The organism is Paraburkholderia sp. RL17-337-BIB-A, assembly GCF_046025895.1.
Classification (GTDB): domain Bacteria; phylum Pseudomonadota; class Gammaproteobacteria; order Burkholderiales; family Burkholderiaceae; genus Paraburkholderia; species Paraburkholderia fungorum_C.
In genome coordinates this window covers 1876754-1903028 of the sequence record NZ_JARESY010000002.1, presented here as the reverse complement: position 1 = coordinate 1903028, position 26275 = coordinate 1876754, and the positions used below count along the sequence as shown (strand labels likewise).

The 26275-nt window shown below is 58.6% G+C and carries 18 protein-coding genes and 4 pseudogenes; 13 read left to right on the top strand and 9 right to left on the bottom strand.

Going from position 1 to position 26275, the window contains the following annotated elements; genetic code table 11:
* Window positions 1-88: 88 nt before the first annotated feature.
* The 3 genes from P0D84_RS29405 to P0D84_RS29395 all read right to left on the bottom strand — a co-directional run bounded on the left by P0D84_RS29405 (window position 89) and on the right by P0D84_RS29395 (window position 5112).
* The gene (locus P0D84_RS29405; protein WP_408346107.1) at window positions 89-1105 is read right to left on the bottom strand and encodes an IS5 family transposase; all 1017 of its coding nucleotides are present in this window, start codon (window positions 1103-1105) and stop codon (window positions 89-91) included.
* Window positions 1106-1180: 75 nt separating this feature from the next.
* Window positions 1181-3982 carry an NACHT domain-containing protein gene (locus tag P0D84_RS29400; RefSeq protein WP_408342431.1) on the bottom strand — a complete coding sequence of 934 codons (2802 nt, stop codon included), beginning with the start codon at window positions 3980-3982 and terminating at the stop codon, window positions 1181-1183.
* An 83-nt stretch (window positions 3983-4065) separates the two neighbouring features.
* A complete protein-coding gene (locus P0D84_RS29395; protein ID WP_408342429.1) occupies window positions 4066-5112 on the bottom strand; it encodes a DNA-binding protein in 1047 nt (348 codons plus the stop codon).
* Window positions 5113-5315: 203 nt separating this feature from the next.
* Between P0D84_RS29395 and P0D84_RS29390 the strand changes: the two genes are divergently transcribed.
* The gene (locus tag P0D84_RS29390; RefSeq protein ID WP_408346104.1) at window positions 5316-6473 is read left to right on the top strand and encodes a tyrosine-type recombinase/integrase; all 1158 of its coding nucleotides are present in this window, start codon (window positions 5316-5318) and stop codon (window positions 6471-6473) included.
* A 668-nt stretch (window positions 6474-7141) separates the two neighbouring features.
* On the opposite strand, the gene P0D84_RS29385 is transcribed toward P0D84_RS29390, so the two are convergent.
* Window positions 7142-7597 carry a hypothetical protein gene (locus P0D84_RS29385; protein ID WP_408342427.1) on the bottom strand — a complete coding sequence of 152 codons (456 nt, stop codon included), beginning with the start codon at window positions 7595-7597 and terminating at the stop codon, window positions 7142-7144.
* Between the two features lie 202 nt (window positions 7598-7799).
* On the opposite strand from P0D84_RS29385, the gene P0D84_RS29380 reads away from it, so the two are divergent.
* Window positions 7800-8321 (top strand): helix-turn-helix domain-containing protein, encoded by a 522-nt coding sequence (locus P0D84_RS29380; protein ID WP_408342425.1) that lies wholly within the window; start codon window positions 7800-7802, stop codon window positions 8319-8321.
* Window positions 8322-8739: 418 nt separating this feature from the next.
* On the opposite strand, the pseudogene P0D84_RS29375 reads toward P0D84_RS29380, so the two are convergent.
* Window positions 8740-9213: pseudogene (locus P0D84_RS29375) on the bottom strand (transposase); the annotation flags it as partial.
* Window positions 9214-9357: 144 nt separating this feature from the next.
* Window positions 9358-10242, bottom strand: a complete 885-nt coding sequence (locus P0D84_RS29370; protein WP_408342423.1) for a hypothetical protein — start codon at window positions 10240-10242, stop codon at window positions 9358-9360.
* 849 nt (window positions 10243-11091) lie between these two features.
* Between P0D84_RS29370 and P0D84_RS29365 the strand changes: the two genes are divergently transcribed.
* From P0D84_RS29365 to P0D84_RS29335, 7 genes and pseudogenes are all read left to right on the top strand, one after another.
* Complete coding sequence (locus P0D84_RS29365; protein ID WP_408342421.1) at window positions 11092-11580, top strand: cache domain-containing protein; 489 nt, start codon at window positions 11092-11094, stop codon at window positions 11578-11580.
* A gap of 312 nt (window positions 11581-11892) precedes the next feature.
* Complete coding sequence (locus tag P0D84_RS29360) at window positions 11893-13323, top strand: IS1182 family transposase (RefSeq protein WP_408346101.1); 1431 nt, start codon at window positions 11893-11895, stop codon at window positions 13321-13323.
* Between the two features lie 479 nt (window positions 13324-13802).
* Entirely contained in the window at window positions 13803-15275 is a 1473-nt protein-coding gene (locus P0D84_RS29355) for a hypothetical protein (RefSeq protein WP_408342419.1), read from the top strand.
* A gap of 992 nt (window positions 15276-16267) precedes the next feature.
* The gene (locus P0D84_RS29350) at window positions 16268-17749 is read left to right on the top strand and encodes an ISNCY family transposase (protein WP_408342417.1); all 1482 of its coding nucleotides are present in this window, start codon (window positions 16268-16270) and stop codon (window positions 17747-17749) included.
* Between the two features lie 191 nt (window positions 17750-17940).
* Window positions 17941-19377: an ISNCY family transposase gene (locus P0D84_RS29345; protein WP_408342415.1), complete on the top strand. Its 1437-nt coding sequence runs from the start codon at window positions 17941-17943 to the stop codon at window positions 19375-19377.
* 261 nt (window positions 19378-19638) lie between these two features.
* Window positions 19639-20394 (top strand): annotated as a pseudogene (locus P0D84_RS29340) (ISNCY family transposase); the annotation flags it as partial.
* A gap of 233 nt (window positions 20395-20627) precedes the next feature.
* Window positions 20628-20904, top strand: a pseudogene (locus tag P0D84_RS29335) (tyrosine-type recombinase/integrase); the annotation flags it as partial.
* A 25-nt stretch (window positions 20905-20929) separates the two neighbouring features.
* Here the strand turns inward: P0D84_RS29335 and P0D84_RS29330 are convergent.
* The 3 genes and pseudogenes from P0D84_RS29330 to P0D84_RS29320 form a co-directional block, all read right to left on the bottom strand.
* A pseudogene (locus P0D84_RS29330) lies at window positions 20930-21169 on the bottom strand (IS6 family transposase); the annotation flags it as partial.
* A gap of 89 nt (window positions 21170-21258) precedes the next feature.
* The gene (locus tag P0D84_RS29325) at window positions 21259-22197 is read right to left on the bottom strand and encodes a LysR family transcriptional regulator (protein ID WP_408342413.1); all 939 of its coding nucleotides are present in this window, start codon (window positions 22195-22197) and stop codon (window positions 21259-21261) included.
* Window positions 22157-23104, bottom strand: coding sequence for a LysR family transcriptional regulator (locus tag P0D84_RS29320; protein ID WP_408342411.1), 948 nt, complete (start codon window positions 23102-23104; stop codon window positions 22157-22159). Before P0D84_RS29320 ends, P0D84_RS29325 begins: the two co-directional genes overlap by 41 nt.
* A 171-nt stretch (window positions 23105-23275) precedes the next feature.
* Here P0D84_RS29320 and P0D84_RS29315 point away from each other — a divergent pair, with 171 nt between their 5' ends.
* The 4 genes from P0D84_RS29315 to P0D84_RS29300 are packed head-to-tail and all read left to right on the top strand — an operon-like array spanning window position 23276 to window position 26275.
* Window positions 23276-24100 carry an ABC transporter substrate-binding protein gene (locus P0D84_RS29315; RefSeq protein ID WP_408342409.1) on the top strand — a complete coding sequence of 275 codons (825 nt, stop codon included), beginning with the start codon at window positions 23276-23278 and terminating at the stop codon, window positions 24098-24100.
* A gap of 32 nt (window positions 24101-24132) precedes the next feature.
* Window positions 24133-24831 carry an amino acid ABC transporter permease gene (locus tag P0D84_RS29310; protein WP_408342407.1) on the top strand — a complete coding sequence of 233 codons (699 nt, stop codon included), beginning with the start codon at window positions 24133-24135 and terminating at the stop codon, window positions 24829-24831.
* A gap of 3 nt (window positions 24832-24834) precedes the next feature.
* Complete coding sequence (locus tag P0D84_RS29305; protein ID WP_408342405.1) at window positions 24835-25572, top strand: amino acid ABC transporter permease; 738 nt, start codon at window positions 24835-24837, stop codon at window positions 25570-25572.
* Window positions 25550-26275, top strand: coding sequence for an amino acid ABC transporter ATP-binding protein (locus P0D84_RS29300; RefSeq protein WP_408342403.1), 726 nt, complete (start codon window positions 25550-25552; stop codon window positions 26273-26275). The genes P0D84_RS29305 and P0D84_RS29300 overlap by 23 nt, the downstream gene beginning before the upstream one ends.

Here is a 26275-nt window from a genome sequence, read left to right as displayed (position 1 = left end):
CGGATTCTTTCGTGAGGCGGCAGCGGATTTGCCCGCTAGCCACTGAGAATTTTCACTTCTGCGGGGCTTTCGCCCCCGTTTTTGCGCTCTATGGCGCCTCGCAGACGGAGTTCTCCATTGATTGCAACAACGCTTTCTTTGCAATCACCAAATTGCCCAGCGCAAACAAGGTATCGTACTGCGCACCGTTTTTAGCCAGGCCCCGGTAGCGTGCCTTCTTGTGGTTGAACAAGTTCTTCACCACATGAAACGGATGTTCAACCCGCGCCCGGATTTGCGCTTTGACCTTTTCCAGGGCCTGCGTCAACTGCTTCAGCGGCCCTTCGGCCATGCCCTTGAGCTTGGCGCGCTTCATCGCCACCGACCACCGCACCTCTGTCTTGATGGCACCGTCGGCTTGCGCCTTCACTATCTCTTCGCGCTTGTGCACCCCCGTGTAACCCGCATCGAGAAACACGTGATCCTCTTGACCGTGCAGCACCTCATGGGTGTGCGCCACATCAGACTCGTTGGCTGCCGTGTAGTGCGTGCTGTGCACCAGGCCCGACTCAGCGTCAACGCCCACGTGCGCCTTCATCCCGTGGTACCACTGATTACGCTTCTTCGTTTGATGCATCTCAGGGTCGCGCGCCTTGTCGCGATTCTTCGTCGAGGTCGGCGCGTTGATCAAGGTGGCATCCACCATTGTTCCCTCGCGCATCATCAGCCCGCGCTCGCGCAAGTGCGCGTTGATTTCCTCCAACAGCACCGCAGTCAGCTTGTGCGCCTCCAGCAGCCGACGAAACTTCAGCACCGTGGTCGCGTCCGGCGCCTCCTCATGTCCCAGATCGATACCGACAAATTGCCGGATGGCCGCGCTGTCGCTCACCGCATCTTCCAGCCCCTCGTCGGACAATGCGTACCATTGCTGCACAAAGTACAGCCGCAGCATCCGCTCCAGCCCAATCGGCGGGCGCCCCCTCGTGCCTCTCGGGTAGTGGGGCTCCAATGCTGCCAGCAAGCGCGACCACGGCACGACTTGCTCCATCTCACCCAGGAATTTCTCGCGCCGCGTAACCCGCTTCTTGCCTTGCTGTTCCGCACTCGCAAAACTGATTTGTCGCATCCGCATCGCTCTGTCGTCGTTCCAGCTCTAACAACGCTTCACTACGTCACGGCGGTTACAAACTCGTCGATTAAATCAGTGTTTCCCTAGCAACGCCGTCGTTTTCCAGTCAAAGGTTTTGCGGCGCGACGTGTTCCCGTCCCGCTCGCTGGTCGGGCAGACAAGGTCGATCGCCAACGCCGCTCCAACCAGTGTGTCTGGAATCCCTTCGATGCCGGCGTGTCGCTCGCAACGCGCATCGAGTCCGGCAACAAGTGCGAGCCACCAATGTGGTATTGAGCCGTTCAAGGATCTGGCCGCAATGGTTTCGACGTCGGGAATGTCCGGCCGTTCAATCGTCGCGATCAAGCCGATCAGGGCTGACTCGGCAAAATTGTCGCCAAGGAATTCCGAAAGACGACCGCGAGGTTTGAGGCCATGGTTGACGTCGGCCCTTTTCCCCAGATACACCTCGGCGGCCCAGCCAATCCATCCAGACGCCGTGCCTGCGCGAATTGCGGCCTCGTGTCGGGAGAAGGACGACATACCATTCACTTTCGCTGCTTCGGCCTGGGCGCGCTCGTCGCGCTTGCGCTTGGCATCAGCCGCCCTCCATTCGGAGATTTCGGAGACCAGCATGGCGTCCCTGCGGGCCCGAAGGCCCTCCTGCTCACCTAACTCGTACAATCGTTCGAAAAGAGCAGGACGCTCGGCTGTCCGCCCATACAACAGCCAGATGGCAAGCTCATATACGACTGTAAAACCTGTGTCCTCTGGCGAAGTCGACTCAATGACACTCGCGAGCGTGTCGAGAAACTCTGTGACATCAATCGCGCCCGCCGTCATCGCCTGAAGGCGCTGGAAGAACAGATACGGGTTCGTGTCGGCGGGCAACTGAAGCAGGCCCACTCTAACTGCAGCCATGACGTCAGCTTTCCTTTCGGACAACGCTTTTTTCAGACCCGTGTAGGCCGTCACCGAAGCCTTGTCGCCGCTGAGCCTATCCAGCCAGTTCCAGAGGCTCCGAGGCGCAATCTGCTGGTCGCTTTTGAAAAGCTTGCCGAGCATCAGGCTCAAAGCGTGTGACACAACTGATTCGTTGCGCGCCGGCGAATCAGGGGAGGGCGTTTCGGCGGCCACGCACATGCTGTCGAGTACCGCTGGTATGTCGGATACCGGAATCGCGTCGGACAGATGCCACAGATAGAGGCGTCTGCTCAACTTCTCGTCGCAACGCTCAACCGCTGCAAACAGCTCAGTCACGTCGTCAGGGCCGAACAGGTTTCCGTAACCTTGTGCAATCGCTTCGGCCCGAAGCTGGAGGTCAGGTGCAGTAAATCCCAGGCCGTGCCTGTAGGCATGCAGAACGGCGGCTTCGCCATCGCGACCTGACTTCAGGAGTGCCGCCAGCGCATTCTCCCGCTCCACCTGAAGCGCCTTGCTGTCTGTCATGACAACTGCAATGTCATCCCTCAACGCTAGATTCGGGGCGCCGACGGCGAGTGCCTCAAGCACAAGCGGTCGTAGTGCGTTGGCCGGTTGTGAGCGCATGATCGAACGATATTCATCCGTCATCTCCGGGCCGGACATGCCGGCAAGACGTTCGGTCCGTTGCCCGCCGTCCCCAAACCGGAACCAGGGATCCTTTGTAGCAAGGCCCGAAAGTGCGCGCAGCAGACAAAGGCGCAGGGCAGGCGCAAGCGAAGCTGGGTCGCCGTAGGACAGCACGCCATACGGGTCCGCATTGACAAGTTGCCCGGCGAACTTAGGCGCAAATACCGCAAGCCAGGCATGAAGGCCGCGCAGCTCGGATGCCGGATGGCCATTGTGCCCAAGCAGGGCGCTAAGCCGCCGGAAGGACAAGCCTTTTTCGAGCTGGGATGCAAGCCACCCTGCGGCGAGATATTCAGCTGTTGTACGATGCGTGTAGTCAGCCGCTGCGATACCTGGAATCGAAGTAAAGACGCGTCTCTGAAGCGTCGCGCGGACAACCGGCGTGTCAAGAAAAGGGATATCAGATGCGTCAGGGTGCGCAGCGTCTCGACTGCTTCGGTCTAGCGCAAAACCCTCAATATCGCTAATCAGCCGCAGAGCGCAAAGCGCGCCCGCTACCTCGCGAATCACTTCGGCGGAAAGCTCGTCGCGGCGGGAGTGCTCTCGATTCTGTTCCTCTAGCCACAGGGTGGTGGACTCCTCGAACAAATCCGCGCGCGTTGCAGGCCACTTACCGCTTGCCACAGATGTGGCGAGCATCTTGAGATCCTGCGGATTGTTCCTGAAATCGCCGAGACCGTGTTCATCGACATTCCCGAGAAACCCTTCGATCTCCGACGGGCTCATTCCGTGCTCGAGGAGCACCTCGTATTGCTCTTGCGATGACAGGGCTGACAGGCTGACCACAGTCACTCCGCCATAGCTGTCGAAATATTGCCGGAAGGCCTCGAGATCGGAATCGCCAAGCCAGTCCTGCGCGCGGCACGAGATGCGCACCTTCGCTGGTGGGTTCGAGAACAGCTTCTGCACAATCGCGTCGACCACGTCATCGTCGCCCCGGATCGAGCGTTTTTCATCGAGCGCGTCGATAAAGATCGTGTTGCAGCTACAGACAGGCGGCGCGTTCAGGAATGCACGTACCGTCAGATAACGGCCACCAGCAGCGGCCGCCGCCGATTTGAAAAGATGGGTTTTGCCAGCACCTGGGTCGCCAAGCAGCACAATGTTGCGCGCCGAGCCAAAGGACGCGAAGCCGAACAGAGATGCGGCAGAGGCTCGGTCCCTGGGCGGATACAGTTGCAACACTTGACGGTCATTCATGGCGAGCAGTTCACGACGTGACGGATTTCTGGCAAAAAGATGGTGCTCGAGAACCTGAGCCTCGAACCCACGCAGCCTATGCATGCTTTTCCGGCGACCTGGCGGCAAACCGGCCGGCTGTTAATTCGATGCCTGCGCACGTATCACAACCGGCGGCGCGCGAAGTATCAGTCCTTCCTCTGCAATGGCATGACGTGAAACCTGATAGGCCGCGCGACAGGTCGAGCCGTCTTCGTTCGTCGCTTGGGCAGTGTAACTGCAGGAGGGAGCGCCTCCCGACCTGCCTCGAGCTTGACGGAAAGTGACTCAATCCGTCGACGCAGATCGACGGTCGTCTCGGCCGCGCGACCCAGTTCTTCATCTTTCTGCTCCAGTCGCCGCTCAAGCTCACCGCATCGGCTGCCCGAGGCGGCAAGCCGTGCTTTCGTGCCGGCAAGGTCGTCGCGAAGCGTATCGCGCTCCTGCCGGTGTGTCACTTCCAACGCGGCGACACGTTCATTTGCCTGCTGAAGTTCTTTCCGGGCGCGCGACGCAGCCGCCCGCTCAGCCTCGATTTCAAGCAGCGCCCGGCGCTCGGCGGCAATGAGGCGCTGCTCATTCTGCGTCGCCGATTCCCGGAGCTTCTCAAGCTCGACGGAAAAGTCCCGACGGGCATCAGCCAGTGCGGCATTGGCTGTCCTGGCCTCGCTGCGGGCACCGGCGAGCTCTTCGCGCAGCGCAGCGTTGGCCGCCTGTTGCTCGGCCAGTTGCACTTCCAGGGCGGCAATCCGTTGCCGATCATCATTCGATTTTGCATTCGCTTCTTCGAGCGCCGCCCCGGCTGCTTCGCTACGAGCCAGGGCTTCACGGGCCTGTTGCTGTGCAGCCTCAATGGCCGCCTCAGCGTCGACGCGGAAGGCTGCCAGCGAATCGTTCGCCTCATCCAGGGACATGCGCCAGAAGCGGGCGGCCAGCTCTCCGGCTGCTGCGGCGACTTCGCCTGGAAGATCCGGCTGGCCGACGTCGACGCGACTTTTTTCCCTCATCTCGGCCCAGAAGTCACGCAGCGCTTTGGCGGGCGCGCTCATGCTGCCTTTGCGAACCAGCTGGTAAAGCCGGTTTGCAGTCGGGGTTTCGCCATGCCGGAAGAACAGCAGGGCACACACTTCGCGATAAATCGCCTGCGTGTCCTGCAGGCGCTCGCGCACGTCTGCGACGTCAGTTTCCATGGTCATGGTGGTCGTGCGCCCCGTTTATCTTGTCAGATGTTGATAATACAATGTATTAAATTAAATTCACAACACATGAGGCAGTTCGGCACGACATTATTCGCATAATGTCGTGCCGATACTCCCGAACGCACTTAGAATCGCGTGAGACGTATAAAACGAGGCTCAACGTGGCAGACGCCCTCATCATCAGCGTGGCACCGGTGGAAATGCTGGTGGTTCCGGATCATCTCAGCGGTCATCGCGGCTCCAATCGCGCGAACCCGGCTCATGCGCAGCTGGCGGCGCAGAACGACTTGGAAGCCGTGCGCGCGTGGCTTTCCAACTTCATTGACAGAAAATCGACGTTCGACAGTTATCGGAAAGAGGGAGAACGACTGCTGCTGTGGGCACTTATTGAGGCGCGCAAGCCCCTGTCATCGCTCACGCACGAAGATTTGCTGCGGTATCGAGCCTTCGTGCTTGACCCACAGCCGGCTGCCAGCTGGGTTTCGGCAACTGGTGGCGCATTCGGGCGCGCCGATCCGCGCTGGCGACCGTTTAACGGACCGTTGTCTGCCGCGAGTCAGCGGCAGACCATGGTGATCATCAATACGATGTTCACGTGGCTCGTTAGCGCCGGCTATCTGCGAGGCAATCCGGTCGCACTGGTCAGGAAGCAGAACAAACAGGCCAAACCTCGCGTTACGCGGTATTTGCCCGCGCCACTGTGGAACGAGGTGAAAAATTTCGTCGCTCAGCTGCCGCAGGACACCCCGCAGCAAAGGGCTGTTTATGCGCGCAGTCGCTGGCTCGTAACCTTGTTCTATCTGCAGGGGCTACGGATTTCGGAGGTGGCTTCGGGGCGCATGGGGCAGTTTTTTCGTCGGCTTTCCGACCGCGCCGAGGAGCAGTGGTGGCTGGAAACGTTCGGGAAGGGCGGTAAGGAGCGAATCGTGCCGGTGTCACCGGAGCTGATGACCGAGCTGTCGCGCTATCGCACCGCGATGGCCATGTCTTCACTTCCCCGGCTCGGCGAGGAAACGCCACTCGTAGTGCCGCTTGGCGGCCCCATCCGGAACCTGAGCCGCTCGGCAATACACGATGCCATTAAGGGGATTTTCAACGGGACAGCCGAGTGGCTGAGGACGCGAGGTGAAACACATTTCGCCAGTGCCGCAGAACTCGAGCGTGCATCGGCACACTGGCTTCGGCATACGGCGGGTTCCCGCATGGCGGACGGTGGCGTCGACCTCAGACTGATTCGCGACAATTTTGGCCATGTCTCATTGAACACCACCAGCATCTATCTGCACGCGGAGGATGATGAGCGCCACAGTCAAACGGTGAGCCGACATCGACTGGATTGGGGCGCCATAGAGAACTGAGGTTAGACGTTCAACGCTACCCGCCTTGCAGCGAGGCCTTAGCTCTCCGCACGCGCAGTGGACAGTGACGAAGGGTGTTCAACAGCCCCCGCCGACCGACTGGCGGAGCCGCAGCAATCCCGACACAGGATTGCGATGTATTTGACCCGCAGCGGCTGAAATTCGAGGTCCCGTGTGATGGCGATATCGGTTTCCGTGTACGTCAGGTGAAACGCTGATGTATCCACTGGCCGCCTGCACTTCGCGCACAATTCGATTGGACCAATTCCACAGGGGCGAACCGGCACCCCCTGATGCGCCATCACGGCAGCACGCCTAAGGTAGCGGCACGTTGTCGAGCAGAAATTTGCAACGCATTCCGCCTCCTCGATTGTCACGGACGGGATGCAAGCGCCGAAATCCACTTTTTCCATTGCCCGCGATATGTCGAAGAGGGCGCCTGCAAACATTCGACCGCAATGTTCGCACTCGAAAACCATTTTCTCATCTGCATGCATTGCCTCCTCCCGCCGGATAGCGAGACCCGCAGGTCGATGCCGGACCACTTGGGCCCTTCGGCCCGCAGAAGCGTCGACACTTAAACCGTCGTCACCATCTCAAATATGAGCACAATAGCTTTATATGAGACTTATTGACTATTTTCAAGGGCAAAGGAGGGCGCCCTAAGACTACGAGTTCGCTGCCTCGCCGACCGGCGGCGCGCGGTCGAGCGCTTCGTCAAAGCTATACAGCAGTGGCGACAGCACGACCGGTTCGGCATCGCAGTCCACGAAAAATTGTTCTTCCGAGTCAACCACGTAGACAAGTTTTCCATCGTCCGACACGCGCAGATCGGTGACCCTCGAAACAGATGGCTTGTCAGTGATTCGTTCGTGTTTATGTAGCACATGGACTTGGGCTGCTATCACACCGCGCGCCGTCAGCATCTTTGCGACGCCCAAGCCGGTCGACATAACGACCCGTATGGATCCTGCCTCTTCAGCACAAGTCGCCGGGTCGAGAAATAGATCGATTAAAAAAAGTGTGCGCACGGGAAGTTCATAGGCCTTCTTCACGGCGCTCGCCCATCCAGATGAATGCTTGAGGCCGGTCAAGGCGCCTCTTGGGAGTTTCTGCGAATCCATGACAAATCGCCTGGTCCTGCTGGTGTATGCAATGCGTGAATTACCCGAGCGAAAAGGTATGCTCGGGCCGCGCCTCAGATAGGTCCACAGATTGAAAGCTGTAGCACTGGGGGAATTGTAAACTATTTCCAGTGAATCCAACAACGGTGAATCTTTTATCTATCTAGAAAAAAGATTCACCCTCAGCGATCCTCTCGGCGATATGTCGAAAAAGATTGCTAAAAGCACACTTCGTTTAGGTGACGCCGTCCGGGCGAGGCGCCTGCACCTTGGCCTGACACAGCAGGCCCTCGCTGACCGCACCGGATTCTCGCGCGGGCACATTGCAACGATTGAGCGTACATCTGGGAACCTCAGGCTCTCAAGCCTCGACCGGCTGGCCCGCGTGCTTGAGCTCGATGTTGTCGATCTTGTTCGCGCTACTGGGGAAAGCCTGTCGACGGTTTCAAAACAGGACGCCGCCGTCCGGGCCGCGTGCCATATTTTTCGACTCCGAACGGATCTGAAGCTGAGCCAGGAACGCCTGTCAGAAGCCGCCGGTTTTTTCAGAACTTACGTAACGGAGATTGAGTTGCTCGTGAGCGTGCCGGCAGTGGCAAATCTGGAGGCTATTGGCGCTATTTTGAAGGTATCAGTCGCGGACCTTTTGACGCCGGTATCCGATGCTGAATACGAAGCCCGTCTTGCCCGAAAGTCGGCGCGATCTGTTGTCAGCTACGAGTAGCGGCGATGTCAATGCGCCGAAAGGCCCTTTGAATCATGTCGGTGCGGGCGGTCGCCTAGCCCTTGGCGTTGGGCGGAACACGCGAACCTGATAGCCGCCACCCGTCTGTTGAATTGCTAAACCTGAATTCAAATATCGTATTGGCCGCTGCATTGCGATGTAACAGCGTAGCGTTTGCCCGGGAGGGGAAGGGCAGAGTTCGGCCATATACGGTCGTTCGCAGCCGCTAGACGAACGTCTGTTGATGAGCCGCGACCCGCCATTTGATGAAGGAGCGAACGTCGATTGCTGGGCCAACTCATTTCATTTCCGAGCGCTACTTGAATCGGATCAGACTTCGACGGCCATTGTGGTCCACGACACCGTCCGCTCGAGAATTTGTCAACCAACGATACCGTACACAGGCCCCAGAATTTTTTCACGAGCAGCTATCATCTCCAGTCCTGAGGAATTCGCGCGCGCGACGTCCTGTTAACTGGCCGCCCTGGTCGGTGTTGACGATCTCAGGTTGCCCGTATTTCGCGAACGCTTCTTCCAACGCCTCGACAGCGTGCATCGCCTCCATCGTGATCGCCATGCGGTGGGCCAGTACCTTTCGGCTGGCCCAGTCCACCACGGCGGTTAGATACACGAAGCCGCGCGCCATCGGGATGTAACTCGTATCCAGTGCCCAGACCTGGTTTGCCCGATTGATCGTCATGCCCCGCAACAGATACGGCCAGATCTTGTGCTTCGCATGACGGCGGCTCGTGTTCGTTTTGCATAACAGCGTCTCGATGCCCATGCGCTTCATCAGGGCGCCGACATGTTTGCGCCCGACCTGGATATTTTCACGTTTGAGCAGGCGAACCAGCATCCGCGCACCGGCGAACAGAAACTCCAGATGCAGCTCACCACCCGAAGCAGCAAGAAGTGTCACTGGGGCTGGTGGTCCTCCTTGGTTCCTTCGGGGCCTGAGAGGACCATTTATGCCGTCTGGTTGAAATGCTTCAGCGCGCCGTGGCAAAGGTGAACGATCGCTTCAGCAAGTGCGGATTTAGAAAGCTAGTGTTACGAGCGCCTGCTCCGCCGCTTTTATCGCCGCGTCTTCGGCAGCGGCTAACGCCTTTTTAATCAGGTCACTTATGAATTCCTCCGGCACACTTTTTCCTCCGAGACCTCCAATCCACTTGGCTCCAGGCATGCTGTCGAAGTGGGCAGCGATTCTGGGATCGCGTCCATCAACGCCGACTTCGTCAGGATCGTTAATTGGGTTTATTGAACCTTGATGCTCGAAGCGAAACGATGGCTCCCCGGTGGGCATTAGCAGCAGGCCAGTGAGGGTGTACTCGATTTCGTCCAGACCGCTGATGTGGACGTGGCGAAAAACGTGGTAACTTCCGTCGCTTCGGACCAGAAGCTGCACGAAGGCATCCAGTGGTAGGGCACCAGGAACTGTCAGCAACCCGGAATCAAAGCTCAAACTGTTTGGGTCGTTCGATTGCACGTGCATCGCGTAATTAAAGCTGCCGTCCGGATCGTGCGCGCCGCCTGCGGGGCAAACGCCTGGAAACGGACCGAAGTAGAGTCCCCGACACTTGCTGCAGGAACGAAACTCCGATTGAGTTCCCTCGGGGGTTCCTACATCGTGAAGCATCGCGTAGGAAAAGGAGCCAGTTGAGTCGTGTGCTCCCCCGGCAGGACAGACCCCCTGATTTTGACCGAATCCGGCGAAAAACAGGCCTTGACACTTTTTACAGGAAGCAAATCCCCCTTGCGTCTTGTCATCTTGTTGTGCGTCGAACGTCATGGAATAGGCGAAGCTTTTCGCGTGACTATGCTGACCACCTGCCGGGCACACACCCTCAAAGGGTACGAAACCGGCGTAGTACATGCCTTGGCATTTGGGGCAAGAGCGCCAGCCATGTTGTAGTTGGCCCATGAATAATCTCCCTTCGAGGTTGGCAGACCTTAACGTTTTAAATACGCATGAAAGCGCATCTGAAGAATAGATGCCGTCGCGAATCACAGTTACATCTATACAGTGAACAATGTACGCTTCCACAAACAATAACAAAGTAACCTTTCACTTAAAATATCCGGCCGCCGGGCGACGGACGGCTAACAATATCGTCTCTTCTGCAGCCTCTAGTTTTTCTCGGTTACATATATTGTCTATGTCAATAGGAAAGGCTATCCCCAAGTGGTTTGATTACCTGTCGTGGAGTATTTTCAAGGTCAAACTGCAACGATCCGGGTCAATTTGATCCGGATTGCTTAAAGAAATGATCGAAGCTGAAAAGCAAAACTGTACAGAGAAAGATAGGTAATATTAAGTCTATTGCAAGATTAAATTTTCGTGACCGCACGTATTTAACGAAATCGCTGGAATCCATCACGAAACCGCTGAGCTTCTCGGAGTTTTTGTCTTCCACGGGGCTGGGCGCCGCCAACTAGACACAACGCCTGATCTACGCCGGCGGCCTCCTCATGTGGCCGCTTTTTAGCGCGGTGCCGACGTTCGAAGAAGCTAACTGAAGGGCGGGAACGGGTCGACTTCTGACGGACGAAGCCCGTCCAGGGCAGATAAGCTTCTCGACCCAGCGGCGGACCGGGTTCGGCCAGTTACTGACATTCGCGAACGTCCGTTGTCGAGTCGCCTATACCATGCGGCAAAACTATTTTGGGCGAGCTACGCTTCATGGACTAGTCTTTTGCATGCGGGTAGGCGCTTCCCTTCCACACGCTGTCCTTCGGTGCAGCGCTGAAGTAAATGGTTGGAGATCGTGCAATGAACGGCAAAGCCCTCTTCACCGGCATCTTGTTACTGGCTGGATTCTTCTGTCCCGTGTCATCTGCATTTTCTCAGTCATCTCCTCCGACGTCCGACACAGCAGCACAAACCAAAGCGCTGGTCGAGAAGGCCGCCGCGTTGATAGACAGCAAAGGCAAAGCCGCGTTTTCCGAGTTCAGGATCAAAGGCAGTGAGTGGTTCCATGGCGACACCTATCTGTTTGCTTACGATCTGAACGCAAATGTCCTTTTGAATCCGGCCTTCCCTGCGCGGGAAGGGACTAACGTCCACGGCCAGAAAGATGCCAACGGCAAGCCGTTTCATGACGCCATGATCCGGACGGCCGAAACAACGGGATCGGGCTGGGTCGACTACATGTTCCTGAGACCGGGGCAGACTGAGCCATCGCATAAGTGGACCTACGTGAAGGCAGTCAAAATTGACGGCGTTCCAGGCTTGGTGGGCTCGGGCTTCTATTCCCAGTAGGTTCGGGCCGGCGAGGTCGCGTTGTCATCTCCTGCAACCTTCCGGCAACCAGCCGTTTAGCCGCCTTACCGCACGATCATCTTCGTGCGGGCTTGTCTTCGCTGATGCGCGCCACATCGACGGTTGAACGTCTGCTTTCGGTGCTCGAGTCTCACAGCTTGAAATTCCGCTCCGGGTCGGCTACGGTCCTACGCGCGATGCGCGACCTGCGAGTTAACGGGTGCGGGACGTCGGGCAGGGTTCGGCCCAGATTGTGTCAAAACGCATTTTGGAGCGCTAAAATTTGCCATCCGATAGCGAAGGATGAGCAAGATGAAGCGGTTCGTTCAAGGCGACAATCGTACGCAAAGCTTTCTCCTCCCTGAAGCGCTCGATGACTACGTGACGGACACAAATCCCGTGCGCGTAGTTGATGTTTTTGTCGATGAGCTTGATCTTCATAAGCTTGGGTTTGAAGGCGTCGAACCAGCGTTGACTGGTCGGCCGTCGTATCACCCCGAGGTGATGCTCAAGATCTATATCTACGGTTACCTCAACCGTATTCAGTCGAGCCGCCGCCTTGAACGCGAGGCCCAGCGCAACGTCGAACTGATGTGGCTTACGGGCCGCCTGGCACCGGACTTCAAGACCATTGCGCGGTTCCGTAAAGACAACGGCAAAGCGATCCGTAGCGTCTGCCGTCAGTTCGTCGTGCTGTGCCAGCGTTTGGACCTCTTTGCCGAAGCGATCGTTGCGATTGACGGCAGCAAGTTCAAGGCAGTGAACCACCGCGACCGCAACTTCACGAGCGCGAAGCTTGAACGACGCATGCGCGACATCGAGTCAAGTATCGCTCGCTATCTCGAGGCGATGGACACAGCGGATCGTCAGGAGCCTGCAATCGCAAAGGTCAGGACGGAGCGACTGCAAGACAAGATTGTGGCCTTGAAGGAGCAGATGCGAGGCCTCAAGGAGATCGAGGTCCAACTCAACGCAGCACCCGACAAACAGGTATCGCTCACGGATCCAGATGCCCGTTCGATGAAGACTCGAGGAACGGGGGTTGTCGGGTACAACGTGCAGACTGCGGTTGACACAAAGCACCACCTGATCGTCGCGCACGTCGTTACTAATGATGGCATCGATCGTGATCAGTTGACGTCGATGGCGAAGCTTGCCCGTACAGAGATGGCCGTCGACAAGCTCACTGCAGTTGCGGATCGCGGCTACTACAAGAGCGAAGAAATACTCGCATGCCATGAGGCCGGAATAAGCGTGTTCGTTCCGAAGTCGGTGACATCGAGCGCAACGGCTAATGGACGCTTCGGCAAGGATGACTTCATTTACAACACACAGACGAACGAATATCGGTGCCCGGCGGGCCAGCGGCTAATCTGGCGATTCTCAACTGTCGAGCGCGGTCTGAAGATCAGTAAGTACTGGAGTTCTAACTGCCAGCAATGTTCGCTAAAAGCGGACTGCACTCCAGGCCCTCAACGTCGCGTGGCTCGCTGGGAACACGAAGCTGTTCTTGACGGGATGCAGGCTCGACTTGATCATGCCCCTGAGATGATGCGCATCCGGCGACAGACTGTCGAGCATCCGTTCGGGACGATCAAGGCATGGATGGGCGCCACTCATTTCCTGACACGGACCATTGAGCGCGTGAGCACAGAAATGAGCTTGCACGTGCTTGCGTACAACATGAAGCGAGTGATCAAGCTACTCGGTTCAGAAGCGTTGATAGCAGCAATGCGGGCGTGAGCCCTGTTGGGAGGTGCTGCGCCTTCGCAATACTTCCGCTGTGATTTTGACGCTCGGATCGCCGCAATCGAAAAGTCGAGACCTGCGGCAAGACAGGTTTCGTTAATTCCCGCTGACTCAGCGTTTTGACACGCTCTGGGCCATGAGCGGTCATCGGTCGATCACCGCGCACGGACGTGCGAGGGGGCAGTTCTGCTCCGTCAGCGGCCCTTCGACCACCGATGATGTGCTTCACGTCCGGCTTGAGCGGCCGTTGAGGTGCCGGCCACAGTGAGGCGGCTCATGGAAAAATTGCTGCCGTTCGCGTTAACGTTAGCCCGAAAATGCTGGTTGTCGTGGCGAGTGAATGAGTACTTGCGATCTCAATGCGGATTTGCGGGGCTGCGTATCGGGGCAAGCGCTACGAGAGGCGTGGTATCGTGACCGGCTGTTGACCACATCGAACATCAAAGCAATGGTCGGGGGGGGCGAAATTAAGAATGTACAAATTGACCAACAGCAAATGGGGCATCTTGCGGCGGCTGGGACACTACCGAGAATTTGTACGCGCCGGAAGAGACGACAGCTATCGGGACAGCGATGCTGCAGAAAACGACCGTGGACGACTTCCAGATGACGAAGGCGTTCAAATTCCTGCTGTCTGGGCGGTCGAGTTATATACCCCCTCGCAGGTAGCGCGACTAACGGAAGGCCTGCGAAAACTGGGCTGGGAACGAGGGCGCAGCCGTGAAGACAGCTTACTCCAATGGACCGAGAAAACGCGGCAAGGACGCAGCCAAAGTTGGGCCAGCCTCGGCTTGGTATCAGACGTGCGGAAGCCGCACCTAATGAGTGAACGTACTACGAGTTTGCCACCTGGTGTCGATGCCGCGCATCCCGTGCTCATCTCTCTCTCGCCAAGCATTACTGCGCTAGTCATGGGTTTTTTCTTTACCGAGGAAGAAGCCAAAACGCTAGATGGCCCGCTGCGGAAAATCTATAGTACTTACACGTCGACAAGTCCGCTACTACGGGTCCGTGATATTTGGGCGTACATCTTCTTCGGAAGGCGGGCTAGATTTACAAGGACGCTCCATCAACCTGATAATCAACGTCGAGATTCAGTACAGAACGAACTGGCGCGATTGGAGCATACGTGCGCAAACTGGATTACGGGCAATTTGCCGGGAGTGTTCGCATCGGGCATCGGTGGTGGGGATTTACCCACTGCCGTGCTTCTACTCACGGAAAAAATTGCACCAGCGACAGATGATTTTTACCCGGTACGGGCATTCGACGGACTTTCGATTCGATGGCTGAATGACCGCTGGATTTCACCCCAATGGCCGGGGGCGGCCCTCAATATCTCAGAGGATTCAGATTACAGCAAGGCACGCCTGACATTCATTTGCCGTCGGTCTGATGCGTTCCCTGCCAGTCCCGGATACAGCGACCCCACCTCGAATTGGACGATAGCTCATCGCGCACACGAGACTGTCCGAGGGGTTCTCACCCGTTGGGCACTAAGTCGAGTCCTGGATGGTTACAGCGCGGAGTTGTCAGCCTTACGCGACAAGGCGGCAGGCAATAGCAAACACCACGCGCTCAGGGACTTGAAAACGCTGCGCAGTTTGGTTCGCCATCGCCTATTTGACGCAGCAATAACAGCGCAGGAAATAGAGGAGTTCGCGGGCGATCCTTTTTCGTATCGTTACGACACCTTGGAGATGTACGTAAAGGACGGTAACGATAAACCTCGCTACTTAGCTGATGCGTTACGTAGGTCCCAGATAGCAGACGCGCGACGGACCTTACGCGACGCGAATTTGCTTCAGTCTGTTCTGTCAACGACCAGTAATATCTCGCAAACAATCAGCAACCTGCGCATCCAGCAGGCGGTTATCGGACTCACGCTAGTATCAATCGTCATTGCAGCTTGGGCGCTGGAGGTCTCCATCAAAGCTGCGCACTGAGGACATACGCGGCAATGTTAAGAGAAAGATGGCGGGCTGGTGCCGTTGAGTGTCTGCTTTGTGCATACTCGACTGGGAGCAACGGGTCGTTCTGAGTTGTCGCCATCAGGCCGAGTGGCGGGGAGGGGACGATCACTGAATGCACAATCGGACATTCGAACGTCACTGAGTATCACTCCAACAGCGGTCACGAAACCTGGCGGGTTCGATGGCATTTCATCCGCCGAAAGCACCCGTTCGCCGCAACCCCGGTGCATATTTCACGCCATGGCGACTATCCGACTGTTCGCGACATGACTTGCGGTCGACCATCGATTGCAAGTGTCGCGTCACGGTGTGCATGGGGGCATAGGAAGTGCTGCGAGCCACGTTGCATGGTAAGCAAAGAAATTATGCGGTGGAATTGAGCCGTCAGCTTCGTAAATCGTCGCAGGAGGCCGTCGCCGGGGGCCATTTGGCAATCACCAGCGTCAAATTCGTGTAACGGCATCCTCACTAGTAAGCCCGATACGTGCGTGCATCTTCCATTTGCCGTATAGAGCCGTCGTAGAATCAACGCAACCACACGCCGGGACGCCTACGAATTATGTCAACTGCGGACGTCTCATTCGGATCCAAAGATGCGGAATTGTGAAGTCTCAGACTTTCCTACCGGCTCTTGACTTGTGGAAATCGTCCGACCCGGCGACCTGAGCGCGAACGAATATAGCTTTTTTGTCCAAGAGATTCGAGCCGCAGGCTGGATTTCGCTTGGAAACGCTCAATAGGACGCAAAACGCGTGGAGAACCGGCGTCAATCGTAAGGAACCGCTCTCGTATTTTGCCGAGGGCGGACAAGAGTCCTGTGGTTTTTTAATTTGACATAAGATAAATTATCAACAATTTTAGTTGTAGAGGCTAAGTAGTAATGTCCGCTTTTAGCCAAGTTCAAATGTCCGCTTTTTCGCAGCGTAAGCTGACCAGCCGCCGGCGTTCCGGCGCGGGAGGCTTTAATGGCTGCGACCGAACGGATAACCATGACGATGCGCGAACTGGACAGGTTCAAGGTCATTCAGGACGTCGCCGACGGCAAGCTCAAGCCGTGGCGCGCGGCAGAACGGCTCAGGCTGACGACGCGGCAGATCCGGCGCCTGGTTGCGCGACTGCGCGAACATGGACCGGAAGGCCTCGTGTCGCGTCGGCGCTCGAGGCCCAGCAACAACCAGCTGGACGCGGTGATGGCCGCTCGGGCACTCTCGATCATTCGTGATCGCTATGTCGATTTCGGGCCGACACTCGCGTGCGAGAAGCTGTACGAATGTCACGGCATCCGGCTTGCAAAGGAGACGGTCAGGCGTCTGATGACGGATGCAGGTCTCTGGGTGCCCCGCCGGCAGCGGCCACCGAAGATCTACCAGCCGCGTGCGCGGCGCGCGTGTCTGGGCGAGCTGATCCAGATCGATGGCTGCGATCACCGGTGGTTCGAGGAACGGGCGCCGGCCTGCTCGCTGCTGGTGTACGTCGACGATGCGACGAGCCAGCTGATGACGCTGCATTTCACAGCCACCGAGTCGACCTTCAGCTACTTCGAAGCGACGCGTGCGTACATTGAACGCCACGGCAAGCCTGTCGCGTTCTACAGCGACAAGTACAGCGTGTTTCGCAAGACGGGTGCGAACAAGGATGGCAACAGCGTGACCCATTTCGGCCGGGCGATGTACGAGCTGAACATCGACACGTTCTGCGCGAACAGTAGCCCCGCCAAGGGGCGCGTCGAACGGGCCCACCTGACGTTGCAGGACCGGCTCGTAAAAGAATTGCGGTTGCGTGGCATCAGCACGGCGGCCGGAGCCAATGCGTATGCGCCTGCCTTCATGGCAAATTACAACGCGCGCTTCGCGAAGCCACCAAAGAGCGGATTCGATGCTCACCGTCCACTCAGGGCTGACGAGAATCTTGATCTGGTGCTCACGTGGCGCGAGCCGCGCAAGGTGAGCAAGTCATTGACTGTGCGGTATGACCGCGTCACGTATCTGCTGAACGACACGCCCGAGCACCGCAAACTGATCGGCCGGTATATCGAGGTCTGGGAGTACCCGGATGGGCGTATCGAACTCCGCGCCGATGGTCATGCACTGTCATGCAGACAGTACGACCGGCTGACCGAAGTTGACCAGGGCGCGGTCGTTGAGCATAAGCGGCTGGGTCACGTGCTTCAGGTCTCGCAGGTGATCCAGGCTCAACGCGATAACAGTCGGATCGGAAAAGCGCCTTCGCGAACCCACCTCGGCGTTGCAACCAGGGTCCAAAGCCGCTCGCCAGGCAAGAAGAAGCAACGCGAGTTCACGCAGGCCGATATCAATGGTGTGATTCTGGAACAGTCGCAGCAGCGGCAAATGCAACAACCACGCAAACCTGGCTGTCGGTCTGCAAAGGTGATCGACGCAGACGTAAGCGCCCTGCCAGTTCAGGCGTCGTCCTTCAACAAGGTGTGAGACAAAAGGCGTTAGAAACAAACCCCTTAAACCCGGACATTTCAACTTGGCCGGAAAGCGGACATTTCAGAATGGCCTCGACATTAGTTGTAGAGGCTAAGTAGTAATGTCCGCTTTTAGCCAAGTTCAAATGTCCGCTTTTTCGCAGCGTAAGCTGACCAGCCGCCGGCGTTCCGGCGCGGGAGGCTTTAATGGCTGCGACCGAACGGATAACCATGACGATGCGCGAACTGGACAGGTTCAAGGTCATTCAGGACGTCGCCGACGGCAAGCTCAAGCCGTGGCGCGCGGCAGAACGGCTCAGGCTGACGACGCGGCAGATCCGGCGCCTGGTTGCGCGACTGCGCGAACATGGACCGGAAGGCCTCGTGTCGCGTCGGCGCTCGAGGCCCAGCAACAACCAGCTGGACGCGGTGATGGCCGCTCGGGCACTCTCGATCATTCGTGATCGCTATGTCGATTTCGGGCCGACACTCGCGTGCGAGAAGCTGTACGAATGTCACGGCATCCGGCTTGCAAAGGAGACGGTCAGGCGTCTGATGACGGATGCAGGTCTCTGGGTGCCCCGCCGGCAGCGGCCACCGAAGCTCTACCAGCCGCGTGCGCGGCGCGCGTGTCTGGGCGAGCTGATCCAGATCGATGGCTGCGATCACCGGTGGTTCGAGGAACGGGCGCCGGCCTGCTCGCTGCTGGTGTACGTCGACGATGCGACGAGCCAGCTGATGACGCTGCATTTCACAGCCACCGAGTCGACCTTCAGCTACTTTGAGGCGACGCGTGGGTATCTGGAGCGCTACGGCAAGCCGGTCGCGTTCTATAGCGACAAGGCCAGCGTGTTCCGGCCGACGCACACGCAGACCGGCGACCGGGGTGTCACGCACTTTGGCCGCGCGATGTACGAACTGAACATCGACACGTGGTGCGCGAACAGCAGTTCCGCCAAGGGCCGCGTCGAGCGGGCGCACCTGACCTTGCAGGACCGGCTGGTGAAGGAACTGCGGCTGCGCGGCATCAGTACCATCGCGGCGGCCAATGCGTATGCGCCTGCCTTCATCGCGTCGTACAACGCGCACTTTGCGAAACCGCCGAAGAGCACGTTCGACGCACACCGGCCGCTGCGCGACGATGAGGATCTGGACGCGCTGCTGACGTGGCGCGAACTGCGGCGCGTGACGAAGTCGCTGACGGTGCAGTACGACCGCGTGATGTACCTGCTGGCGGACACGCCGGCGAACCGGAAACTGATCCACCGGTATATCGACGTGTGGGAGTATCCGGACGGGCGCATCGAGGTGCGGGCGGATGGCGTTGCCCTGCCCTGCGTCCCCTATGACCGGCTGTCGGAGATCGATCAGGGCGCGGTGATCGAGCACAAGCGGCTGGGGCACGCACTGCAGGTGGCGCAGGCGCTGCAGGCACAGCGTGATGACCGGCGCGCTTCGGGTTCACCGTCACGCACGCATCGTGGGCTGGCCGCCGGACGCAATCAGCGCGAACCGGGCACGAAGAAGCAGCGCGAGTTCACACGGGAAGATGTCAATGCAACGCTGACGCAGTTATCGGCAAAGCCGGTCACGATCGCGGTCAAGGCTCGCAAACCCGGGCCGCGGTCTGCAGGCACCCACTGAACGGACTGACACGCCCTGCCCGTTCACGTGCTGTCCTGCAACACTGCATTGAGCTTTAACCCATAAAAAGAGACTCAGCACCGGTGCCAGATACGACATTTCTATTTAGCTCCAGCAACGACATCTTGAAATGGCCTCGACATTTAGTGTCAGAGCTTTTTGATAATGTCCGATTCTGGCTCATTAGAAATGTCCGGTTTCACTCCCTGAGCCACGCACTGCGCGCATGCTGCGCCATGGTGGTTGCCCAGGGAGCCGGACATGAACGCACGTGGATTCATCACGATCAGCATGCACGAGCTTGAGCGGGTCAAGATCATTGAGGCGGTTGTCGAACACCGGCTGAAGGTTTTTCAGGCGGCCGGGCGTCTGCAGCTGTGCGAGCGCCAGCTCAACCGCCTGGTGCATCGCTATGAGGCCAGTGGACCGGCCGGGCTCGTGTCAGCGCGCCGTGGGCAGCCTGGCAAGCGCGAACTGCCCAGTGATCTGCGGGCACGGGCCATGGCACTGGTGCGTGAGCGCTATGCCGATTTCGGCCCGACGCTGGCGTGCGAGAAGCTCGCTGAATGTCATGGCGTGGTGCTGGCGAAGGAAACCGTGCGGCGCTGGACGCGTGAGGCCGGGCTATGGATTCCACGCAAACAGCGGCCGCCGAAGCTGCACCAGCCGAGAAACCGCCGCGCGTGTCTGGGCGAGCTGATCCAGATCGATGGCAGCGATCACCGCTGGTTCGAGGAACGGGCGCCGGCCTGCACACTGCTGGTGTATGTTGACGATACGACCAGCCGGCTGATGGCGCTGCATTTCACGGCGAGCGAATCGACCTTCAGCTATTTCGAGGCGACGCGGGCGTACATCGAATGCCACGGCAAACCCGCGGCGTTCTATAGCGACAAGGCCAGCGTGTTTCGCAGTGGCAAAGCCCATGAAACCGGCAGCAGCGTGACGCATTTCGGCCGGGCGATGTACGAGCTGAACATCGACACGTTCTGTGCGAACAGCAGTTCGGCGAAGGGCTCGCGGGTTTTGGGGAATTCGACCTTCAGCCGGCCGGTTTCAGCGGCAAGAGGGCTCGTCGGGCCGGACGTCGGACCTGGCAGCGGTTTCGGCAAATTTTATTAAATAATATAACGTAAACCGTCGTATATCTAATTCATAAGCGCTAATATTTTGACATTATGGAAATAATGTCGACATTCTGCGCATCTCCCCGATCGTAAACACGCGACGACGCTCTCAACCTCGACATAGCCGAACGTTTGCTGTTGTGGTCCGGACAAACCACTTTCGTCGCTGACCCATGAGGACCTGCTGGTCTATCAGCACTTCCTGACCGATCCGCAGCCCAGCGCACGATGGACTGCCAGTGGCGGACGCAAGCATCCGCGGAACGATCCGCGCTGGCGCCCCTTCTACGGACCGCTCTCTTCCACGAGCCAACGCCAGGCGATGGTGATCCTCAACGTCATGTTCGCGTGGCTGGTGCAGGCGGGCTATCTGGCCGGCAATCCGTTATTGCTGGAGCGCTACGCCGATTTTGGGCCGACGGTGGCCGGCGAAACACCTTTTCAAACAGCGGCACGAACCGGATCACCCAGCGGTACACCGTCGAATGGTCCACCCCGACACCGCGTTCGGCCATCATTTCCTCGATGGTTGCGAGGCTCAGCGAGTACGCCACATACCACCGCACACACAGCAGGATCACATCCAGCGGATAGTGCAGGCGTTTCAACACCTTGCCAATGCCTGCGGGCAATGTCTTGCGCAGTGTTTTCTTCTTCTTGGCCATCGCGTTCGTCATCGATATCGGACCGCGGCTTTTACCGCAGGGCCTCATTGCGACACTGCCGTTGATTGCGCTTAGCGCTTTGGCCGTCGTTAATCGCCCGCACTGAAGTTGCAGCAGCGCCGCGCAACATCCGCGACCATGTATCCCAGCGCGGAATGTGACTGTTCAAGGAAAACTGCATCGTAGCGAACCGCCGGTACGGCCGGTTCGGTCACCACGATCTGCATCAGCCCGTTCTGGATTTGCTGCCTGAAGAGATCGACTGGGAGCAAGCTCACGCCCACGCCGGCCGCCACCAGGCCGCCCACCGCGACGGCATTGTTGCCGCCGCAAATACGCTCGGGATCGACACCGGCGCTCTCGAACGCTCTCGAACTCAGGATAGTCACAATGGACAGGGGGGTCTGCTCGATCACCGGGACGGCGCCCAGTTCGCGCAGGGACACCGCACGCCGGCTGTCGAACTGGCCGGGTCGGCAGAACCAGGCGAAACAGGCGCTGCCTAGCGCAATCCGAGCGACGGACGCGGGTAACTCGGGCTCGGGCAGAATCGCCAGGTCGAGGCGTCCGTCGATCACCTGCTCTTGCAGCGGTCCGGACATATCGACGTACGGTCTTGGAATGAGATTCGGAAAAAGTTCGTGCATCTCTCTCAAGAACGCCGGAAACCACGTCAGCGCGACGAGTTCCGTCAGTCCGATATGCAGCACGCGGGCCATGCGTCGATCCGCGTCCTGATAGGCCTGGAGTCGCCCGATGCTATCCAGCAGGCTCTCGCACAGTGCCAACAGCTCATGTCCTTTTGCGGACAGCCTTGCTTTCTTTCCTCCCCCTTCGAACAAAGGTGCCGCGGACTTCGCCTCGACATCCCGCAGGCGCTTGGTCGCGGCCGACTGGGTGATATGGAGCTTGTCGGCTGCCCGCTGTACCGTGCCGAGCTTCGCTACCCAGTAAAACGTTTCGATCTGTTTTACGCTCAGCATCGCACTATTGATCCTCTGTGCCCAGCGGTTCGCGCGCGTCGGCATCCTGATAGCGCGTGCTGTAGTCGCACGTCGCGCGCGCGAGCGCAATGACCTTGCGGTGAAACGGCGTCAATGCATCGTGCCGCGCGACGGCAACATATCGCACCGGCGGCATCACCGGCGTCACGTGGACCTCCCGCAACCTGCCGAGCGTCACAAGCTCGCCGGTAATCGCATTCGGCAGACAGGCGATACCCAGTCCGGCACTCGCCATCCCGCCAAGCGCAGAGAAGCTGTTGCAGGTCATGATGTTGCGCGGTTGCACGCCGTTGCGCTCAAGCCATTGGCTCATGACATGTCCGGCGGCCGAGTCCGCAGACTGGCACAGCAGCGTCAACTGGCCAAGCTCCGACACGGCTAGTCTGCGCCGCTTCAGCTTGAACCCGGGACTGCAGTACCAGCCGTTACGCACGGTAGCGAGTGGAAATCTCGACATGTCCGTCCAGCGAGGCGTGTCGGGCACGATTGCCAGATCCAGCTGCGCCAGCCTGAGCTTTTCGTAAAGCTCCGCAGCGACGCCGCCCACTTCCAGCTCGACATCCACCAGCGGGTAGGCCGATCGCAGGGCATCGATGAAACCAGGCAGCCAGGTTAGCGCCGCAAGCTCGGTCATTCCCAGCCTCAACGTGCGCCGCAGTACTTTCTCGCTCGCATACTGGCTTAGCAAGACGTCGCGTTGCTGAAGAATCGTGCGCGCTTGCGAGAGCACCTCGAGGCCATCGACGGTCAGCCGCGCCGATCGCGAAACGCGCTCGAACAGCGGCCGCGGGAATTGACCCTCCAGTTCGCGAACGTGGCGCGACACGCCAGACTGGACGCTACCGAGCTTGCGCCCGGCGGCCTCAAACGAACCCATGTCCGCAATCGCGACCAATGCTTCGAGCTGCGGAAAAGTGATTTGATACGCCACGCTGTCACCTCGAATCCATCTAATTTCGGAATGAAGAATTATGCACAAATATCTCTTTATTCTGGATTTGTTTCCACCAAGAATACATTCTCCAAGTCCCCCGCAATGCTGACCGAGCAGCTCAAGAGCGCTCGCGGTTGCGTTTCGAAGCATCCTGTCTACGGAGATTGCATGACATCGCCTAACAAACTAGCCACAGCATTGCTTGGGCTTACATTAGTCCTGCTGGCGGGTACCGCACGGGCCGACCAGCTCTCGGACATCAAGGCGCGCGGAACGCTGGTGTGCGGCGTGTTGGCTAATTTCGAGCCCTTCGGATATCAGGATCCGGCGTCGCGCGACATCGTCGGATACGACGTGGATTACTGCAAGGGCGTCGCGAAGGCGCTGGGCGTCAAGCCCGTGTTGCAGGTGGTGTCGATGGAAGCGCGCATTCCCGAACTGCTGCAAGGCCGTATCGACGTACTCGCCGCGGTGCTCGGCTACTCGCCGGCGCGCGCCGGGCAGCTCGACTTCACTCACCAGTATTACGTCGCCAGGCAGATCCTCGCGGTCAAAAGCGGCGGCCCGTTCAAAGTACGGGACGATCTCAATGGCAAGCGCGTCAGTACGATCAAAGGCTCGAGCAACATCGCGATCATGGGTCAGGTCATGCCGAGCGTGCAGCTCGTGAGCTATGACGACGCGCCGTCCGCGTTCCTGGCCATGGTGCAGGGCAAGGCCAATGGCTTTGTGGTCTCCGAGCCGATCATGCACCGCTTCGCCGCCAAACTCGGTACCAACATCAAAGTCGAGGCGCTCTCGCCGCCGGTAGGTCTTGAGCATTGGGGGCTCGGCATCAAGAAGGGCGAACCCGCATTGCTCGACGCGGTAAACAACGCGCTGGACGGAATGGAGAAATCGGGCGAATCGCAGCAGATCTTCGACAAGTGGCTGGGAGCCAGGACGATCTACCAGATGCACCGCGATTTCAAGACCGGGCCGGTCCAGGGCTGACCTCGAAGCGGCCCGTGCAATAAGGATTACTCATGCTAGCGCATCTGAACTTCTCGAGCATCTTCGCGGCCCCGAACCTGCAGCATCTTGTGTGGGGATTGCAATACACTGCCCTGCTCACGCTGACGAGCTGGGTACTCGCGGCCGCACTTGGCACGGTGCTGGCGACGCTGCGCACGATGGGTCATCCGTTCGTCGAGAAGCTAGTTGCCGGCTACGTTGCGTACCATCAAAACGTGCCCATGCTCGCGCAGTTGTTCCTGTGGTACTTCGGATTCCCGACGCTGCTGCCGGACAGCGCGCAGGCATGGATCAACGCGCATGGTGGTGAATTCATCTTCGCGTCGCTTGCGCTTGGCCTGTGCATGGCCGCGTACTACTCCGAGGATATTCGAAGCGGCTTGCGCGCGGTGCCGCATGGTCAACATGAGGCAGCCCGCTCGCTGGGTCTGAGCTATGCGAAGTCAATGCGATACGTGATCCTGCCGCAAAGCTTTCGCATTGCCATGCCGCCTTTCATCAACCACACCGTGGTGCTCTTCAAGAACACAAGCCTGGCAATGGCAATCGGGGTTGCCGAGCTGACGTACACGGTGCGCGACATCGAGAACCAGACCTTCAGAACTTTCGAAATCTACCTCATTGGAACGGCCATCTATCTGGCCGTCTCTTTGAGCTTGATGGGCGCAGGCGCCGCCATTACACGGCGCACCCGTATCGCGGCGAAATGAACCATGCTCGACATACTGATCCACAACTCGCATTTCCTCCTGCTCGGACAATACCCCGATGGCCCGATCGGCGGACTTGCACTCACGTTGATCCTCTCGCTGACCGGTCTTGCTTTTGCCCTCCCGCTTGGCGTACTGCTCGCGTTGTGCCGGGTTTCACCCTACAAGGTGTTCAGCGTGCCTTCGGCCGCACTCGTCTATATCGTCCGCGGCGTACCGCTCGTGATGCTCGTGTTCTGGAGTTATTTCCTGGTGCCTGGATTGATCGGCCATCTCGTCAGCGCGTTCACGACGCTCGTGGTCACGCTGGTGATCTATCAGGCGGCCTATTTATGCGAGATTGTGCGCGCGGGCATCGAGTCGACACCCAAAGGACAGTCCGAATCCGCACGCTCGCTCGGACTAGGCTACGGCGCAACGATGCGCCACGTGATCCTGCCGCAGGCGCTCTACAACATGCTGCCTAGCATTCTCAGTCAATGTGTATCGACGGTGAAGGACACATCGATTGGCTATGTGATCAGCGTCCAGGAATTGACGTTTTCCGCCCAACAGATCAATGCCAGTCTTCTTACACAACCGTTTCAGGTTTTCGCGATTCTCGCGCTGATCTACTTTGCGGTGTGCTACGCACTCACCCGATGCGCGCATGTCGTCGAACGGCGCATCGCGCGCCGGCGTGCTTCAGCAAAAATGCCAGATGTCAGGAGCGTCATCGATGATTCAGTTTTCCAAAGTTAACAAGTGGTATGGCGAGTACCGAGCGCTCGTCGACGTAACTGCAGAAGTGAAGCGAGGCGAGGTCGTGGTCGTGTGTGGGCCTTCAGGGTCGGGCAAGTCGACGCTGATCCGTACCGTCAACCGTCTGGAGGAGATTCAGGGCGGCGAGATCACGGTCGACGGTACGAGCGTCCATCAGGCTTCGTTGAACCTTAACCGGTTTCGCAGCGGTGTCGGCTTTGTGTTTCAGCAGTTCAACCTGTTTCCTCATCTGTCGGCACTCGACAACATCTGCCTGGCGCCGCTGAAAGCGGCCGGAAAAAGCCGCGTGGATGCGAAGCGACTGGCCTTGTCGTTGCTCGACCGTGTTGGACTGGCGAGCAAGGCGAACGCATATCCGCAGCAGTTGTCGGGCGGACAGCAGCAGCGCGTCGCCATTGCGCGCGCGTTGGCCATGGAGCCGCCAGTCATGCTCTTCGACGAACCGACCAGCGCGCTCGATCCCGAGATGGTCGGCGAAGTGCTCAACGTCATGAAGTCACTGGCGAGAGACGGCATGACCATGATGTGCGTGACCCACGAGATGGGCTTTGCGCGTGAGGTGAGCGACAGCGTCTGGTTTATGGATCGCGGCGAGATTCTTGAGGTAGCCGACCCGCAAACCTTCTTCCGCTCGCCCGTGCATCCGCGCGCGCAGGCATTCCTGTCCGACCTGCGTCACTAA